This is a genomic window from Microcoleus sp. D2_18a_B4 (genome assembly GCF_036702475.1).
GTDB lineage: Bacteria > Cyanobacteriota > Cyanobacteriia > Cyanobacteriales > Microcoleaceae > Microcoleus.
In genome coordinates this window covers 37,729-54,286 of record NZ_JAUBTL010000010.1, presented here as the reverse complement: position 1 = coordinate 54,286, position 16,558 = coordinate 37,729, and the positions used below count along the sequence as shown (strand labels likewise).

General features: G+C 46.4%; 13 protein-coding genes and 1 pseudogene. 7 read left to right on the top strand and 7 right to left on the bottom strand.

Features of this window, described 5'->3' with window-relative positions:
• Positions 1–806 precede the first annotated feature (806 nt).
• Genes QUB04_RS08460 through QUB04_RS08450 form a run of 3 tightly spaced genes read right to left on the bottom strand, consistent with a single transcriptional unit; the run spans position 807 to position 1,990 of the window.
• On the bottom strand, positions 807–1,259 hold the full coding sequence (locus QUB04_RS08460; RefSeq protein WP_333283319.1) for an alpha-L-fucosidase: 453 nt from the start codon (positions 1,257–1,259) through the stop codon (positions 807–809).
• The gene (locus tag QUB04_RS08455; protein WP_333283317.1) at positions 1,231–1,503 is read right to left on the bottom strand and encodes an alpha-L-fucosidase; all 273 of its coding nucleotides are present in this window, start codon (positions 1,501–1,503) and stop codon (positions 1,231–1,233) included. Before QUB04_RS08455 ends, QUB04_RS08460 begins: the two co-directional genes overlap by 29 nt.
• Positions 1,504–1,507: 4 nt before the next feature.
• On the bottom strand, positions 1,508–1,990 hold the full coding sequence (locus tag QUB04_RS08450; RefSeq protein WP_333283315.1) for an alpha-L-fucosidase: 483 nt from the start codon (positions 1,988–1,990) through the stop codon (positions 1,508–1,510).
• A gap of 154 nt (positions 1,991–2,144) precedes the next feature.
• Between QUB04_RS08450 and QUB04_RS08445 the strand changes: the two genes are divergently transcribed.
• The 7 genes from QUB04_RS08445 (at position 2,145) to QUB04_RS08415 (ending at position 8,703) form a co-directional block, all read left to right on the top strand.
• Positions 2,145–2,507, top strand: coding sequence for a DOPA 4,5-dioxygenase family protein (locus tag QUB04_RS08445; RefSeq protein ID WP_333283313.1), 363 nt, complete (start codon positions 2,145–2,147; stop codon positions 2,505–2,507).
• A 155-nt stretch (positions 2,508–2,662) separates the two neighbouring features.
• Complete coding sequence (locus QUB04_RS08440; RefSeq protein ID WP_333283311.1) at positions 2,663–3,166, top strand: hypothetical protein; 504 nt, start codon at positions 2,663–2,665, stop codon at positions 3,164–3,166.
• A 593-nt stretch (positions 3,167–3,759) separates the two neighbouring features.
• Positions 3,760–6,069: a nitric-oxide reductase large subunit gene (locus tag QUB04_RS08435; RefSeq protein WP_333283309.1), complete on the top strand. Its 2,310-nt coding sequence runs from the start codon at positions 3,760–3,762 to the stop codon at positions 6,067–6,069.
• Positions 6,070–6,542: 473 nt separating this feature from the next.
• A complete protein-coding gene (locus tag QUB04_RS08430; RefSeq protein WP_333283308.1) occupies positions 6,543–6,857 on the top strand; it encodes a hypothetical protein in 315 nt (104 codons plus the stop codon).
• Positions 6,858–6,958: 101 nt separating this feature from the next.
• A complete protein-coding gene (locus QUB04_RS08425) occupies positions 6,959–7,441 on the top strand; it encodes an Hsp20/alpha crystallin family protein (protein WP_333283306.1) in 483 nt (160 codons plus the stop codon).
• Positions 7,442–7,482: 41 nt separating this feature from the next.
• On the top strand, positions 7,483–7,731 hold the full coding sequence (locus QUB04_RS08420) for a hypothetical protein (protein ID WP_333283304.1): 249 nt from the start codon (positions 7,483–7,485) through the stop codon (positions 7,729–7,731).
• A gap of 162 nt (positions 7,732–7,893) precedes the next feature.
• Positions 7,894–8,703: a peroxiredoxin-like family protein gene (locus QUB04_RS08415; protein ID WP_333283302.1), complete on the top strand. Its 810-nt coding sequence runs from the start codon at positions 7,894–7,896 to the stop codon at positions 8,701–8,703.
• A 135-nt stretch (positions 8,704–8,838) separates the two neighbouring features.
• Here QUB04_RS08415 and QUB04_RS08410 read toward each other — a convergent pair whose 3' ends face one another.
• The 4 genes and pseudogenes from QUB04_RS08410 to QUB04_RS08400 form a co-directional block, all read right to left on the bottom strand.
• Positions 8,839–9,090: a hypothetical protein gene (locus QUB04_RS08410; protein ID WP_333283300.1), complete on the bottom strand. Its 252-nt coding sequence runs from the start codon at positions 9,088–9,090 to the stop codon at positions 8,839–8,841.
• A 498-nt stretch (positions 9,091–9,588) separates the two neighbouring features.
• A pseudogene (locus tag QUB04_RS32505) lies at positions 9,589–10,060 on the bottom strand (ISL3 family transposase); the annotation flags it as partial.
• A gap of 443 nt (positions 10,061–10,503) precedes the next feature.
• Positions 10,504–11,895, bottom strand: coding sequence for an aspartate aminotransferase family protein (locus tag QUB04_RS08405; RefSeq protein WP_333283298.1), 1,392 nt, complete (start codon positions 11,893–11,895; stop codon positions 10,504–10,506).
• 59 nt (positions 11,896–11,954) lie between these two features.
• Positions 11,955–16,316 (bottom strand): amino acid adenylation domain-containing protein, encoded by a 4,362-nt coding sequence (locus tag QUB04_RS08400; RefSeq protein WP_333283295.1) that lies wholly within the window; start codon positions 16,314–16,316, stop codon positions 11,955–11,957.
• Positions 16,317–16,558: the final 242 nt, after the last annotated feature.

The following is a 16,558-nucleotide window of genomic DNA, read 5'->3' as shown; positions in this document are numbered from 1 at the left end:
CAACATAGCAAATTTTTCAGCAAATGACTATCTCTGAATTTAGCAACACCCTAAACGATTTAGCCAATCAAGTACGACTTGAGAGATTTTCTTCTTCAGTCCGAGGACCAAAGAAATCCAAGCCCAAACCAACGTATGACCCAGCTCATCCTCATGTTTCTACTGCTAAACTTCTTGCCGAGGCAAAAAGGAAAAAGTCTCCTTAAATCCCGTCTGGACTGCAGCTAGAGGGGGATTAACTTAATTAAGTTTCTCACGCCTGTGATGTCTGAGACATTCTTCCTATGATAGGTGGGTTTGTTAGAGACTGTCAGGGTTGTTTAACGTGGAAATTTTCGAGGGAATAGGACAATTATACGAGTTGATTACAAAGAAAATATCTCCAACTGTAGGCATTTATAAGAATTTTCGCTTCTTCCTAAAGGTTCTTGAAAATTCAGGCCGCTTATTGACATTAACTGAACGACTAGCTTCCCGCACCTTGACAGGGCTGGTCTCCTCGATTCATCCAGACTCCCTGCCTACGATCGCCTATTTTTAGGATACAACGAGGCAAGAAAACACGCCCTAGCCCCCATTGCATCGGCCTGCCTAGCTAAGTATTTCGCGTTTCCTAATGTCAAGGTCGTGCTGCGGGGTTTGTACGAAAGGGCACCCAAAATGCTGAGTGATGTTGAGTTGGATGCCAAAAGCAACTGGGGTAGGAAGTGAAGAAGTGCGATCGCTACACTGGTTACATCCTTGTTCTATCATTGGCTGGAGCAATATCAACTGCAATCACCGTAGCATAGGGATTGAGAGCTTGTTCAGGCACTTGAATCGTTAACTCCCCGCCTTGGATCGGGACTTAACATAGAATCGACAATCGCACAGCGAGTTGAGTATTGTAATGATTCCCCTCCAGCGACTTTAGAAACGGCTTGAATCCGTTTAATGGGTACACCTCTTACTGTTACTGACTCGTAGGGCTTCATCAGCAAGAATAGGTAAAAGCGATTGCCCCGCCGAGTAGAAGGGCCGTAGAATTGCCAAGGTTCCAGTCCAGGCTGTGTTCCTACGATACTCTGGGCATGGACACTCATCCATGCTTCTACGAATTGCAACAAATCCAATTGTTCGGATTGAATCTGCCCGTTGCCCATAGGGCTGACATTCAACAGCAGATTGCCACCTTTACCTGCAACTTCACAGAGGGTATGAATAAGTTGGCGAGCTGACTTGAATTGGGTGTCATAGAGGGTTATAACCCCAGCTTTCATTCAGAGTTAGGCAAGCTTCCCAAGTACGTTGAGGCGGTTGGGGGGGAATGAATTGTTCGCAGGTATCGAAGTCTCCAAATCCTCTGAGGCGTGAGTTGATTAGCAAATGCGGTTGCAGCGAGCGAATCATTTCATGTAGCTGTCTAGCTTGCCATTCCTCTGGCTTTCGCTCCCAACCGCCATCAAACCTCTTCAAGTCAATCTCTCCGTAGTTGCTCAACAATTCTTTGACTTGAGCGAACATAAATTCAAGGTAGCGCTCCCACGCTCGAAGTCGTCGGCTGTCGGAATTTCCCAAACTGATACGGTTTATCGGCTTCGGTGAAAGCCGGATAGTCAGGGTAATGCCAATCAATTAAGGAAAAATACAACCCAATTCGCAAACCCTCCGCCCGCATCGCCTCCACAAATTCTCGGACAATATCTTTTTTGTACGGCGCATACTCGATAGAAAAGTCGGATTCCTGGGTATGAAATAAGGAAAATCCATCATGATGTTTAGCCGTCAAAATCACATACTGCATCCCCAAGCGTTTCGCTAAATGCGCCCAAGTTTGAGGGTCGTATTCAGTCGGATTGAAAGTTTGGGCGCTGCGGTGATAGTCGGCTACCGGGACATCTTGGCAGTACGGCAAGCTAAAGACGCCTCCCACTAACCGCCTTTGATACTTCGTACCCGCACTGGCTGCTATGACTCCAATGAACAAACATTCCCAATCGTGCTGTCTCAAACCAGTTGTTTTCTTGAGTCATTGGTTCACCCTGAAATATAGGCGGTATTGTGAAAGAGTAATGTTTACTCGCAGGTAAAATTAATAAGCTAGGGTATACTTCTTTGTTGGATTTGGCTGCAATGAACCTCCCCATAATACCCCACTGAAAATCATGAAAGCAGACACCATCGAAATTGTTGGTTTTCACGCACATATTTACTTTGACAATGATAGCCGCGATGCAGCATCGCGCGTGCGTGAAGGATTGGCTCAGTTTGAGGTGCAGCTAGGGCGCTGGCACGATAAACCCGTTGGGCCCCACCCCCAAGCGATGTATCAAGTTGCGTTTTTACCCCCGCAGTTTGGCAAAGTCGTTCCCTGGTTGATGCTCCACCGCGAGGGGTTAGATATTCTCGTCCATCCCGAAACAGGCGACGATGTGGCAGACCATACAACACATTCTTTGTGGCTGGGAGAAAAACTAGAGCTGAATGTCGAAGTTCTGCGACCTAAAACGGCCAACGCGAAGTTCTAAGTCATCATTCTCAGCAGTGGATTACTCTATGTAGAGCAAACACTACTTGCTAGGTTCGGTAGTCCGCAAACTAAATTCTTTGCTCAGAGATATCGTTGATTAATTAGTCAAAAACAGGCTAATCTTTGGCAATTGTAAATTATTTGAACTAAGAAATGACAGTTAAAGCTATTTCCGCCACCATCCTTTTAGGTGTAATTCCGCTTCACGTTTACCAGCTACCCGACGGCGGCTACAAAGTCGATGCAATTGGGGTTATGGGTGCGGTGGATAAAAAGGGCAGCGCCTTGAGCCGGTTTCTCACTGGGAAATCGCCCTTGGCTCTGCCTTTTGGCGGATATAATTTTACGCAAGCTCAAAGCATTCCAGTGGAAGGTAACGCTCAATTAATCAAGCCTATTCCCATTGCATTAGCTACAGCATATTGGTTGCATGAAGTAGGCAAAGGCAACGTAAAAGCTCAAGCTTTAGTTCAAGCCAGCATGGCAGAATCCATCGAACGGCGGGCTGATGCAGCATTTAGCATCAAGCGCACTGAAAGTGAGTACAATGTGCGGTTTGGTAAATTCGTTGATTCGGTTATGTTGGAAAATCGGCAAGAAGTGATCGAGCGGCGACTTCCGGGGGATGATTTGTACTTGCCAGAGGGGATTAACTGAGCAAAAGTACGATCGCCTCTGACTAAACCCCACAGCAGTTACCCATCATCACAGAACTATAAGGACTTGTGGCAGGTTCATCAAACTAGATAAGATTAGCAATCGCTACAAGATTTGGAGCAGCTTTCCGAGCGTCTAAGTCTTCAAGATAGCGAATCCCGTATTCGTTTACCAGAACTCTGCTAGCCGATCGGGTTGCTGTTGAGCAAACACTGGACTCGATGCGAACTGTTCGGTTATTACTTTCATACTTAGCTACAAAAACTTTACTTTGGACTTTCCCTATCACACTTCACTCTTAAGATAGATGACTATGATTTAAATATTTTAAGGGAAATAATTTAATGTTAGATCCGCTTTGAATCTAGTTTTACTTCCACCCTTGGGATTACCTTGGTCGCCGGCAAAGCAATTGAACAGGCAGCTTCGGAAGTAATAAATTATATTGCGAAACTATTTTATTTGTTAAAGTTTTTTCCATCACCAAAATCTTATCTTACTCTTGTAGTAAGTCGGCTCTTTGGTAATAGCCGATGCTCAAAAAAGCGAAGAATATTTCCTTGCCTATTTAATATTTTTTTAAGGTGAGATAGATGACAGATTCTCAGATAGCCAGTCCTGAAATACTGGCACCTCCTCATAGACGATTAGCCCTAGGTCTTCCGGCTTGGTTGGTACTAATCTGTATCATTGCTTTTACCGCTCTCCTAGCAGCAGGGGCTGCCATTTGGAAAAATGCTCCCCCTTTACCTGATGTAATCCAGTCTCCAAAACAGGAGATTGTGATCACAAAAGCACAGATTCAGGATGGTCAAGCCACTTACCTAGCAAGGGGTGGTCAGCACATCGGCAGTATTTGGGGACATGGTAGCTACCTCGCTCCCGACTGGACAGCAGATGTATTGCATCGCTGGGGATTAGCCACCGCCGGGGTTTTGCACAACAATGACCCCGCTATGAGCCAGAGTGATTTAGAAGCATTGCCTGCACCAGAACGGGCAGCGTTGCAAGCCACAATCAGCGAGCAATTCAAAACCAATCGGTATGACCCGAACACCCATAAATTGCTACTGACTGACGCTCAGACACAGGGACTAAAACAAGTCTTTGCCGACTATGAACATTTGCTGACCTACGGTTCCGTCATTCACTCGATTCCGCATGGCTGGTTTAAAGAGCCATCCCAGATTCATGATGTCACGGCGTTCTTTGCCTGGACTGCGTGGGCTGCTGCCGCCAATCGTCCCAACGCGACTTTTTCCTACACCGCCAATTGGCCTCACGACCCCCTGATTGGAAATGAACAACCCGGACAATTCATTCTGTGGTCAATCATTTCCGTGGTGCTGCTGATTGCCGGAACCGGTGGATTTCTACTGCTTTACTTGACTCGTGAAAGTGTAGACGACCTCCAGTCGGTCACCACTCGTCCCACCGTGCGAATCCCGACGGCCAGCCAGAAAACCACCTCACTCTTTTTTGGTGTGGCAATGGCACTATTTATGGTGCAAATGGCGATGGGAATGGTAACGGCACACTATGCCGTTGAAGGCGATAGTTTTTATGGCATTCCCCTAGCACAATTTCTTCCCTATGCAGCATCCCGCACCTGGCACGTGCAACTGGCGATATTCTGGATTGCTACCTGCTGGTTAGCTGCAGGACTTTACTTTGCGCCGCGCTTTGGAGGTATTGAACCGAAAGGTCAGGCGGTGGGAAACCTGGTGTTGTTAGGTGCTTTGACCGTTGTGGTGGTGGGTTCCCTTGTGGGGTCATGGGCCGCCATTCAAGGGATTCTCGGCATTGAAGATAGCTTTATGTGGGGGCATCAAGGCTATGAGTATATTGAGTTAGGGCGGGTCTGGCAAGTTCTCCTGATTGTGGCGATGGTGTTCTGGCTATTCCTGATGTACCGTGCCTTCCGCCCGGCTTTACAACAGGAGAAAAGCCCGACAGGATTAAGTCACTTTTTCCTCTACAGTGCGATTACGATTCCCCTGTTCTACTCGGTGGGACTGTTCTACACGAACCGGACTCCGTTGAGTATTGCCGAATACTGGCGCTGGTGGGTGGTGCATCTGTGGGTCGAAGGCTTTTTTGAAGTGTTCGCCACGGTGGTGATTGCCTACTTGTGTAGTGAGTTAGGCTTCTTGAAAAAGTCCTCAGCATTACGGGCAACATATCTGACTACAATCCTCTACTTGGGTAGTGGTGTTGTGGGAACGCTGCACCACCTGTATTTCTCGGGAACTCCGGTGTTTATTGCGGCAGTTGGGTCTGTCTTTTCTGCTTTGGAGGTGATTCCCCTCACCTTGATTGGCTTTGAGGTGTTGCAAACGCTGAAGCTTTCACGGGAGGCGGAAGGTTTCTATCGCTGGCCTCTACGGTTCTTTATTGCTACCTGCGTTTGGAATTTGGTGGGGGCAGGGGTGTTTGGTTTCCTGATCAACCCGCCTAGTATTCTCTATTACTCTCAAGGCTTGAATACAACCGCTATTCACGCGCATGGAGCGCTGTTTGGGGTGTATGGGTCGCTGGCATTAGCACTAATGTTGTTTGCCCTGCGGGAATTTACGCCGGAATCGGTATGGAATGAGAAGCAGCTAAAGTTCTCGTTCTGGTTCCTAAATATTGGTTTGGTGGTGATGCTGCTATTTGGGCCGATTCCGAATGGTTTTTACCAGCTTACCCAGTCGATCAATTACGGAACTTGGTATGCACGGGGTGAAACGGTGATGGGTTCCCAATGGATGCACTGGACGGTTTGGACAAGGGTTCCTGGTGATGTGATCTTTTCTATTGGGGCGCTGGCAATGTTTATCTTCGTGGTACGTGCGATTATTGCGATTTTCCGCACTCCCAGTCTACCAAGTCAGGAGAAACCTTATCCCACTGAAGGCTAAATCTGGTTTTTTAGCTTCAGGATTGTGGTCAAATTTTTGATTTTCTTGAGAATCCTCGAAATTCTATTTCGGGGATTCTTCTTTTACGGAGCCGACTTTAATGTGTAGGTTTTCTAGTTTTTAATGTTCCGGTTTAGGAAATCGGCTTGATCATTCTAGCCTATATGTTGTCCTATGCACTGACTACGAAAAATTGATGAGTTTAATTGTTCACGCTGAGGGTTGGCTCGCTAAAAAAGAAGCATAAATAGAGCGAAAAAAAGGATAGTTATTAAAGCGGAAAGCGGCAGCCATCATGAGGAAGATGCAAGCAAACCAGTCACACAATTGTTTCATTGTCATTAGACAATGAAGGTGTCTTGGCTGTTTTGAATTACTGCTTGGGAGAATTTATTAAGTAGCTGTGGGTAACACTCGGCTTGTGGAGGCGTTAATGTGGGACTCCCACTCCCGCAGCTAGCTATATCAAAACTTTGTTTTTAAGAAGGGGATTATCCGAGATCCCTCATACAGCAAGCGATGGCTATTGGAAAGCAGCTCACGCCCGCTCTGCACATCCTTACGGTGCTACACACCACCCGCACCGTGCTTTTGGTACGGTTGGCAACACCGCCGATCCTTCCCCCGACGCTCACACGCCAGCAGAACGGGCGAGGCAAGCTCATGGCGTTGCTACAGCATTTTCGGTTTCTAGGAATAGCTTTGTACGGTTTTCTTCAATCCCAATTCCCCCTGGTTCTTTCACGTCCATTCTGGCAAATACGACCAATAAGGTTGGGTTCTCCTGACTGTTCCTCCCACTTGGGAAGCGGCATCATAATAACTGTAAGCAATGAGCTTCAACCCAAACAAACTCATAAAGCATTACCAATCTTTGAGGTGACACATTATGTTGATGCGCTCTTGGCAACCCTTCACGGAAATTGAAACCATCCGTCAGCAACTCGATAAAGTTTTTGACCAACTGGCAACAACGAGAGATAATTCAGAAGCCACTTGGATGCCCGCTCTGGAATTGGCTGATGCTGGGGACAACTTCGTATTAAAAGCGCAACTGCCCGGAATTGACCCCAAAGACATTGACGTTCAAGTCACTCGTGAAGCAATTTCTATCTCTGGCGAACGCCGCTACGAAAACACAGACGAGAAATCGGGGTACGTCCGCTCTGAATTCCGATATGGCAAATTCCACCGGGTAATTTCCTTGCCGGCACACATTCAAAACGACTCTGTGCAAGCTGAATGCAAAGATGGGATTCTAACGCTAACACTGCCCAAAGTGACTGAAGCTCGCAATAAAGTCGTCAAGATTAATTTAGCCGAAATTGCTGGAGCTTCAACAAATCCAGCTTTGGAACAGGCTAACCAATAACGAGCGGCTGTGCTTAATCGAGTGAGGCAAATTTCCCCAAATTGAGCCTGATTGGATTTACTCGCGCAACAACGGAACTGGAAAAGCTGATACCGGGAGCTACTTGCTCTCGGTATTCTTTATTTGGGAAAGCCGAGCGAAAAGCTACCTACAGATGCCGTGAACTGACGCTGATTCCAGTTAGTCTGCCAAAATATTTCACGCTTGTCGGCACCAATTTTATTGAGTCTGCGAACCGGAGAGAGGATTGGCGATCGCCTCTAATCACCGGCTTATCTGTGGTAAAGTAGCACAGCTAGACATACCCTGCCAGCTCAAGCGCGATAGTCAAAGCATCTCAACCAGGTGATACATCAATTCCGAAAGTAGCCGCCCGATTTGATGTGAGTAAAGCATCTGTCCAACAATTGATGATTTTCTACTTTCCCAATTCCTCAATAGATAATTAGCCGATGAATATCCATACCCTCTTGAGCCAAACCTCACGCCAACGGGTGAGTGATGGAGCCGTTTTACCCATCTTGAGCGGTTGCGATTCCTCTATGAGGCAATTGGTTCTGTTCTTGCCACAATTGGGAGATTTCGACAGCCTTGAATATGCTTGGTGGTTGCAGCGGGACGCTCAACGGCTGGAAACACAAGGGATAGCAATCCGAGCTGTGGGAATTGGCTCACTCTCATCGGGTAAGCGATTCTGTGGCTATACAGGATTTCCTAGCAACTGTTTGTTTGTAGATCCAAGTGCCCAACTGCACCACAAACTTGACCTGTATCCAGGTTTATCGTTAAAACTACCCGGTTTATCGGCTGCTATGAATGCTTACCTCAATCTATTGTTCATGTGTGCGGGGATTGGTAGCCCTGGCACTCTGGCAGAAGTATGGAGAGGATATCGAGGCGACACAAAAGCACCTCAATTAATTGGTGATGATGAAATTATTCAGGCTTTCCCTCTTCCACCCCTCAAAGGCTCTACTTTCCGGTGGGCAGGTGGCAAGGGTTTCCAGCGTCCTTTTGAATTGGCAACTTTACGGCTGCGGAATATGGGAGAAGTGCTGAGTCATTGGAGAACCTATGTTCCAAATGCTGCTTATCTCACTCAACGAGGCGCAACTTTCTTGTTTAATGCTCAGGGAGATTTAGTCTACGAACATCGAGATCGCGCCATCCTTGGTTTCGCTGCTGATATGAGCAATCCCCTGACATTTCTCTCAGAAATAATGGCTGATGGAGACTCGTTAGGGCAGGACGATATGCACTAACTATCGCCCTTATGTGTAGGGCTGGCAGGGGGTAAGAGTGGTCGATAGCGAATGGGCATGGGCTTACGGATAGGGGGATTCATGCGATCGTACTCAATCCCATCATTGCTGCTGGCAATTTCTTGCTTACCATATTCATCCTGTTCCAGCAGCTCCCAACGGGAGCATCTCTCCTTTCCAATTGAACTGTACCCAACCATGTCGCCCCGGTTCTTCCCGCCCTTGTCCGTCAACTAGCAAATGCACAAAGTAAAGTTGATTGGTGGGCTCACTACCACCAAGAAACCAGTTATCGTCAATCTCCGCCTTGACGTTAGCTTCATCAAATTGAATGCCAACTTGTGAAAACGTAGCCATCGCCATTTGCCTTAAAGTTGCCTGATCCATCCCCTTTTGCCTCCTGATTGAGAGATGCCGTGAGCAGCCACTCAGGCTGTGAACTTCCTCATCCCCTCTATGAAAACTTACAACTTCATTCTTGCACTGCTACCCCTCATAGCCCGCGCCAGCACGAGTCCCCAGCAGGGGTGAGCGGTGGATAGCTCACAGCCTCAAGGATAGGCATCTAGAAAAGCTGTTGCCCATCTGAAACTTTACTCAAGATTTAGGTAGATTTATAAAGTTTTGGAGCAGTTCAAGGCTCTCCTGAACTTGCGGTGATATTTTTATCTAATTAGAAAAGCAAGCTAATACGCGTTCTCGAAAATTATCAAACTTTGAGAAGCCATATCCCAATACGATTCAGTTAAGCTCGATCCCCCCTAGCCCCCCTTAAAAAGGGGAGTAGGGGGTGGGACAAGAAATTACTCAAAGTCAACCCCTACTCCCCAACAATCAGGGGGAGTAGGGGGTATGCGAGGGGGCTCTCGCCCGGAATAAATAGTTTTAACCCAAGCGTATTGAGCCATATCCTTGTCGCATAATTAATTTAATTCGATTATTTATCCCTGACATCACTCCACTTGTTGTGCGATTAAGAAAGTAATTACCAATTCCTTCAAAATGATTGACAATAGTCGAAGATGATTATTTAAAAAAGCTCCTCGCATAATTCACCCAATCATTGAACTTTGTCCGCTGCTCTTTTGACAGTCATATTGGTCTCGTATATTTACCGAAACTCTTCTTTCCTCTCATAAGCAATTCTTAAGCCTTATGATTTTTCCCAGGTGATTGCTAACCTTTCAATTTGGTCGAAATTAAGGTTGTTTCGATTACTCAACAATAAATATTTGCTGCCTCTATCTGTGATTACTGTTGCTCGACGCACCTTATTCAAGTCTTTATTAACTGCTTTCATCACGTGAAAACGGTCAATAACAACTTGTGCATTTGGGAATACTTGTTCTATAACTTTTTTTGGTTCCTATTTTTGACGCCCGCCTTTCTCCCCAAATTCTTTACAACTCCTCTTGGGGTGGTGCGCCCCCTGAACGGTTACCATTTATTAGTCAAGACAATTTGCTCTTGGCATGAGTTGACTTGGTTCAAAAGATGAGTTAAAGCGATAAAATAGCGACATAAATATATTAGAAAAAGTCAATTATTTCAACCTGCTTAATTTAGGTAAATTAGACAGGCTCCCGTAACGCTAAAACCGCATAAGTTCAAGATAAAAGCGTTTTGGCTCCAAGTTTTCACAACTGATAAAAAAATCCCACCCACATCTGCAGAATGTGGGTTGCTAAGTTCTTCGCCCCAGACTTCGTTGTAGAACCCAGCCAAAGGATCGCAGTCTGAATAGTAAGTAATGGGTACGATCGCGTGCTTTGTAACCCTTTAATAATTTACTAGCGGGTTTTACTTGCTGGCGATTGAAAAAACTTCTGCTTGGGGGTGAAAAGAAACCGGGAAAAAGCCTCCTTCGCGCATTTCTTGAATGCTCTCTTTAACCGCCTGAATGATGCGATCTGTGTCTTCATGAGTGTGAGCGGTAGAGAGAAAGCAGCTACGACCTTCGGATATGAAAATACGCTTTTCGAGTAAGTGAAAAAGTAGCGGATCTATCTCAACGGATGCAGCAGCGCGAAATTGCGATCCGAAATTTACAAGCCAGACAGAGACTTCATTTTCTTTGAAATAAGCATTCAGGGTTTCAACTAGCTGCGAAGTTCGCTGATTCAACTGCTGCTGAAGGGCGGGGCCTTGACTTTTAAGATAGCGCAGCACGGAACGCGCAGCGGCCAGAGCAAGTGGGTGCTTGCAAAAAGTGCCGGCAAAAATTGTTGTTTTTACCTGGGGGTAGGAATCATCACCGTAGTTCCACAAACCGCCGTCAATTTTATCCATATAAGCAGCTTTTCCAGCGATAATTCCAATGGGCATACCGCCCCCGACAATTTTACCGTAAGTTGCAATATCTGCCTCAATGCCAAACCACGCCTGCGCGCCACCTTGATGAATTCGGAAACCAGTAACCATTTCATCAAAAATCAGCGCAATTTCTGATTCTTTTGTTAATTGCCTGAGTTGCTGGAGAAATTCTTTAGGTTGCAAATCGAGACGGCGGCTTTGCACCGGCTCCACGAGAACCGCCGCTAATTCGTGCTGGTGAGCTTTGATAATTTCCAGGGCATGAGGGCTTCCGTAATCCAAAACTAAAACATCTTCAATAAAATTAGCGAGAATTCCTGGCGCTTTTGGAATGGTGCATAAATCGCCATTTATCTTTTTTACAACTGCGAGAGTTCCGTCAAAATGACCGTGATAAGAACCAGAAAACAAAGCAATTTTATTGCGTTTAGTTGCCGCCCTAGCTAATCGTAAAGCTGCCATCACTGCTTCGGTGCCGGTATTAGAAAAAGCGACGCGCTCCATTCCAGTTAATTCGCAGATTAATTCCGCAACTTCTCCGGCAAGTTCTGCTTGTGGGCCAATTTGTACGCCGCGATCGAGTTGCTCTAATAGGGCTTCTTTAATAAAGGGCGGATTATGGCCGAAAAGATTGATGCCAAATCCCATTGTGATATCGATGTATTCGTTGCCATCAACATCCCACATTTTAGAGCCAAGCGATCGCTCAGCGACAATGGGATAAAACATCTCCTTGACAGGCAAGCGAAACCCATCTGAAGCCCGATTGTCAGCGAGAACCGGACGGTATTTTTGCGCGAAATTCTTAGAGGTCTTTGTGCGATCGGTGTAGCGCTCTATCAGCGCTTTCATGTGTCTTTGCTGCAATTGTTCGTTCATTTTGAATTCTCCAGAGATTGAGCTAGGTAGGGGCGCAATGCTTTGCGCCCTTACAGGTTTTAATTGCGGCTACCTATCAAGCCAGAATCGGCGAGATAGGAAAAGTAAGTGCGAAACAAATTCGCATCCGCTTGGGGACAGGTGATGTCAGTGGTAGCAAGTCCATCTAGCGTATTTTGGCAATCGAAATGTAGCGTTCCTGATTGTGGCATTTCCGCTTCAGAAACTTTTTCGGAAAAAAGACCGACAAGCGGGTACAAAGCATGATCGGGAGAATTTCCAGCGCGATTGATTATTTCTGCTTGCCAAGTCTCAGACGAAACTCGTTTGATTGGATAACCCATTGAGCAAATCCAGCCCAGCAATTCACTCATTTGAAAGGACTGAGTGTTGACTAAATGAAAAGTCTTTCCGAGCAATTCTTTTTGCCTCGAAAGATGAACGATCGCTCCGCTCACATAGTCAACAGGCGCTACATTCATCAGCTTATCACCATCGGGCGCACATCCAAGTTGCACGCAACCAGCGATTAACCTGTACAGTAAATCGCTGGGATTGCAGGCCCCTGTTTGGCTGTCCCCAGAAATGCGACCTGGCCTGTAAATGCTAACAGGAATGCCGCGATCGCGCGCGACCTCTACTAACTTTTCTGCCACCCATTTAGTCTGAGTGTAAGCGCCTTTGAGACCTTCTCCCGGAGTGAGTTCATCCTCCTCTCGCACCACCTTAACCCCAGATTCTCCCATTGCCGAGAAAACGGAAATCGTAGAAATTAAATGGACGGGTTTTAGCTTACTTTGACTCGCCAATCTCAGAACTTCCTGCGTCCCCAAAACGTTAGCGGGTTTGAGAACCGAGTAGGGATAAGTAAACTTGACAAACGCGCCATTGTGGTAAATGACATCAATTTTATTGGCTAAAACTCCGAACTGCTCCTCGGAAAGCCCCAAAAGTGGTTGAGACAAATCTCCAGCAATTGGGATAATGCGATCGCTGCTGCTTTCATCCCAAATTAAATAGGATTCGAGGCTGCTTTGAATCCGCTTTTTAGCTGATTCTGAATCGGCAGAACGGACTAGGCAATAAATTTCTGCTTGAGTTTGTTGCAAGAGATCGCGGAGTAAAAAGGCTCCCAAAAAGCCCGTCGCCCCTGTTAAGAGAATGCAAGCTGGTTCAGTTTTTTGCTCGCTCAATGGAGTTGCAGGGCGAATTGCCGGATCTAAAACAACTTCAGCGTTAATATCGAAACTTGCAGTGCGATCGCCCGCTGTGTTGCCCCCTTGTCGCATTTCGATTTTTTCAGCTAAACCAGCTACAGTAGGAGCTTCAAACAAAACGCGCAAAGGCAATTCCACCTGAAAAGATTCTCGCACTTTGGCTAACAACTGAGTAATCAGTAATGAGTGTCCCCCCAAGTCAAAGAAATTGTCGTGAATTCCTACCTTTTGAAGGTTGAGAAGCTGGCTCCAAATTTCGGCAAGAATCTCCTCACCGGGAGTGCGAGGGCCTACAAACGTATCTGTAAAATTGGCTGCTATGGACGGTGCAGGAAGCGCTTGACGGTCTATTTTGCCATTGGGAGTCAGTGGCAGCGCTTTCAGAACCACAAAAGCAGAAGGTATCATGTATTCGGGCAGCTTTTCTTTGAGGAATGAACGCAGGCTTTCAATCAGTTGTGAGTCCTGAACGCTGAGTTTTGAGTGAGAAACTATATAGGCGACTAAACGCTGATTTCCCGGTTCATTTTCCTGAAGTAAAACGGCTGCCTCGCGTACAGAGGGATGATGAGACAGCCCCGCCTCAATTTCCCCTAATTCAATGCGGAAACCTCGCAGCTTTACTTGGCGATCGACGCGACCGATAAATTCTATATTTCCATCTGGCAAATAGCGAGCTAAGTCGCCAGTTTTGTAAAGTCGAGTTTCCGGTTCCTGAGTCAATGACTTGCAAATAAATTTTTCTGCGGTGAGTTCTGGTTGGTTTATATAGCCGCGAGCCAATCCCGCACCAGCAATATATAATTCACCGGCTACCCCTACAGGAACTGGCTGCAAGTGCGAATCGAGCAAATAAATCTGCGTGTTGGGTAGCGGGCGACCTAAAGGAACTGTCTGGGAAATGCGATCGCCCTGCATTTTTACCTGATAAGTCAGCACGCCTACAGTTGTTTCTGTCGGCCCGTAATGGTTGAAGATCGAGCAGTCTGGATTGTATTTCTGAATTGTTTCAATTAAATTCCACATCAAAGGCTCACCGCCGAGAATTAATCGCTTTTTCGGTAAGATTTGCGAGGCGTTATCAGCGCTCAACAAAGCTTTTAAGTGAGAGGGAACAATTTTCAGACAATCGATAGAATGTTGCTGAAAATAAGCGGCAATTGCTTGAGGATCTGTTGCGCGTTCTTGAGAGATGATGTGCAGGCATCCACCCGAACACAACGCCGGAAAAATAACGGTGTTTCCCAAATCGGCGGCGAAGGTAGAAACGGTGGCATAATTTGCACCTGATGGCAGGTTTAATTTTTCCTGAATTCCGTGCAGGTAATTGAGCAGTTGCCGGTGTTCAATGGCGACTCCTTTGGGAGTGCCGGTGGAACCGGAGGTATAGATAATGTAAGCTAAATTTTCACCCGAAGCAGAGACGAAAGTAGTAGGAGAAAAAGAGGGAATGTCTGTATCTAAGCAGACGATATATGCCTTAGTTTCAGGCAAACTTTTGATGAGATGCTGTTGGGTTAACAGCACTGGAGTCTCAGCATTTTGCAGCATCAATGCTAGGCGCTCTTTGGGCATGGCTGGGTCGAGCGGTAGGTACGCGCCACCTGCTTTGAGGATGCCTAGAATTCCAGCGATCGCCTGTAGGGGCTGTGCCCCCGTGCCCGCCCCCCTGTCAACGCAAAGGCCGACAATCACCTCTGGCTTGACACCTAATTGCTGCAAGTAATGGGCGATTTGGTTAGCGCGGGCGTTGAGTTCGCTGTAGGTAATTTGCTGATTTTCACAAACAGCAGCTATACGGTTGGGCGATCGCTCTGCTTGTTCTTCAAAGAGCTGGTGAACGCACTTATCGAGCTGGTAATCTGCTTTTGTGCTGTTGAATTCTACTAATAATTGATTTCGGGCGCGATCGCTCAGCATTTCGAGCTTGCCGATTGCGGTTTGTGGGTTGCTGGCTACACTTTGCACTAAGGCGTAAAATTGCTCTGCCAAGCACCGGATACTGTTGTCTGCAATGAAGATAGGATCGTAGTGAAACTCAGCGGCGAGCGAGTCATTTTGGCGGCGGCAAGAGAGTTTAACTTTGAAGCGATCGCAGCACGCATACTGCTTGTAAATCGAAAAAAATACGCCACTAGCCGAATGCTTTTCGAGTTGTTCCTCAAACTCGAAACCAAATGAAAAGCCGGAAGAGTTGCCTAGATATTCGTGGGAGAAATATTCTTGATACTTGTATGCCTCGCGTTCTTCCTGCTGAATTTGCTGCAAAGTTTCCGCGAAGGAAAAGTTTTCTGTTAGTTGGCTCGACAGCGGTAAAAATTTGGCAAACAGCCCAAGCGCTGGCTCTAGTTCTTCGTATTTGCGACCATCGAATGCCACGCCAACAGTGAGCTCTGATTGGCCAATCAGCCGCCAGAGCAAAATTTTCCAGCAAGCGAGCAAGAATGTAGAAAGTGAGGTGTTGTACTGGCGGGCGAGATCTTCCACTTTTTCCAGCAAAGCTGACTCTAATTTGACCTCAAAAGCTTGGGGAGTAAATTGAGCTGGCGCGTTAATTAATCTATTTTCAAACGGCAACCTTAAACTCGCTAGCGCTGAAAAATTATGCCCAGTCCAGTATTCTTTGCCCTCCGCCGCTTCCTCATCTTCGAGCAATTCATTTTGCCATTCGGAAAATTGAATGTATTGCACAACCTCATCGGTAATTTCTTGACCGTGAAGGCAGGCGGCATAGCACTGGCTGATTTCTTGAACCAGATTTTTTAGTGTGCGACTATCGGCGCACAGTGCGGGCAAACTAACCAGTAAAATATGCCTCTCAGATGACAGTGTAATTAAAGACAAGTGCCAAACAGGATTGCGATCGAAGTTGAAGAAAGCGCTCTTTTCTTGCTGAAAAATCTCTTCAATTTTGGCTTCTTGCTCCTGGGGATTTACTTCACTTAAGTTAACCCAATTCCACGAAACAGAGCTATGTTCGGAGATAACTTGTATAGGAGTTTTTAGCCCGGTCTTTCGCTGAAAGCTTGTGCGGATAATTTCGTGGCGATCGCTGACTTTTTGCAGCGCTTCTTTTAAGACATTTGCTTGGAGATTGCCCTTGATCAAAATCGCACATTGAGCGCGATAAGCGGGACTATCTTGTTGCAACAGCCACAGATATTTTTGTTGAGGAGAAAGCCGGAATCCATTAATTGTTTGCATTGGTGATATTGCTTTATGTTTTAAGTTCGCCAGGGACTTAACTCCCTGGCTAATAGCTCAAGTCCGTTAAAACTCACATCACATCTTGCACCCTTGTCAAGAACAGGCAAGATGCCTGTTCCACAATAAAATTCATCTCTTGTGGAACAGGCATCTTGCCTGTTCCTAAACAAGTAATTGAGAAGGGTGCAACATCTCAGTTAAAACAGACTATGGAAAAGGCGTTGAAGTGGCTACTACTG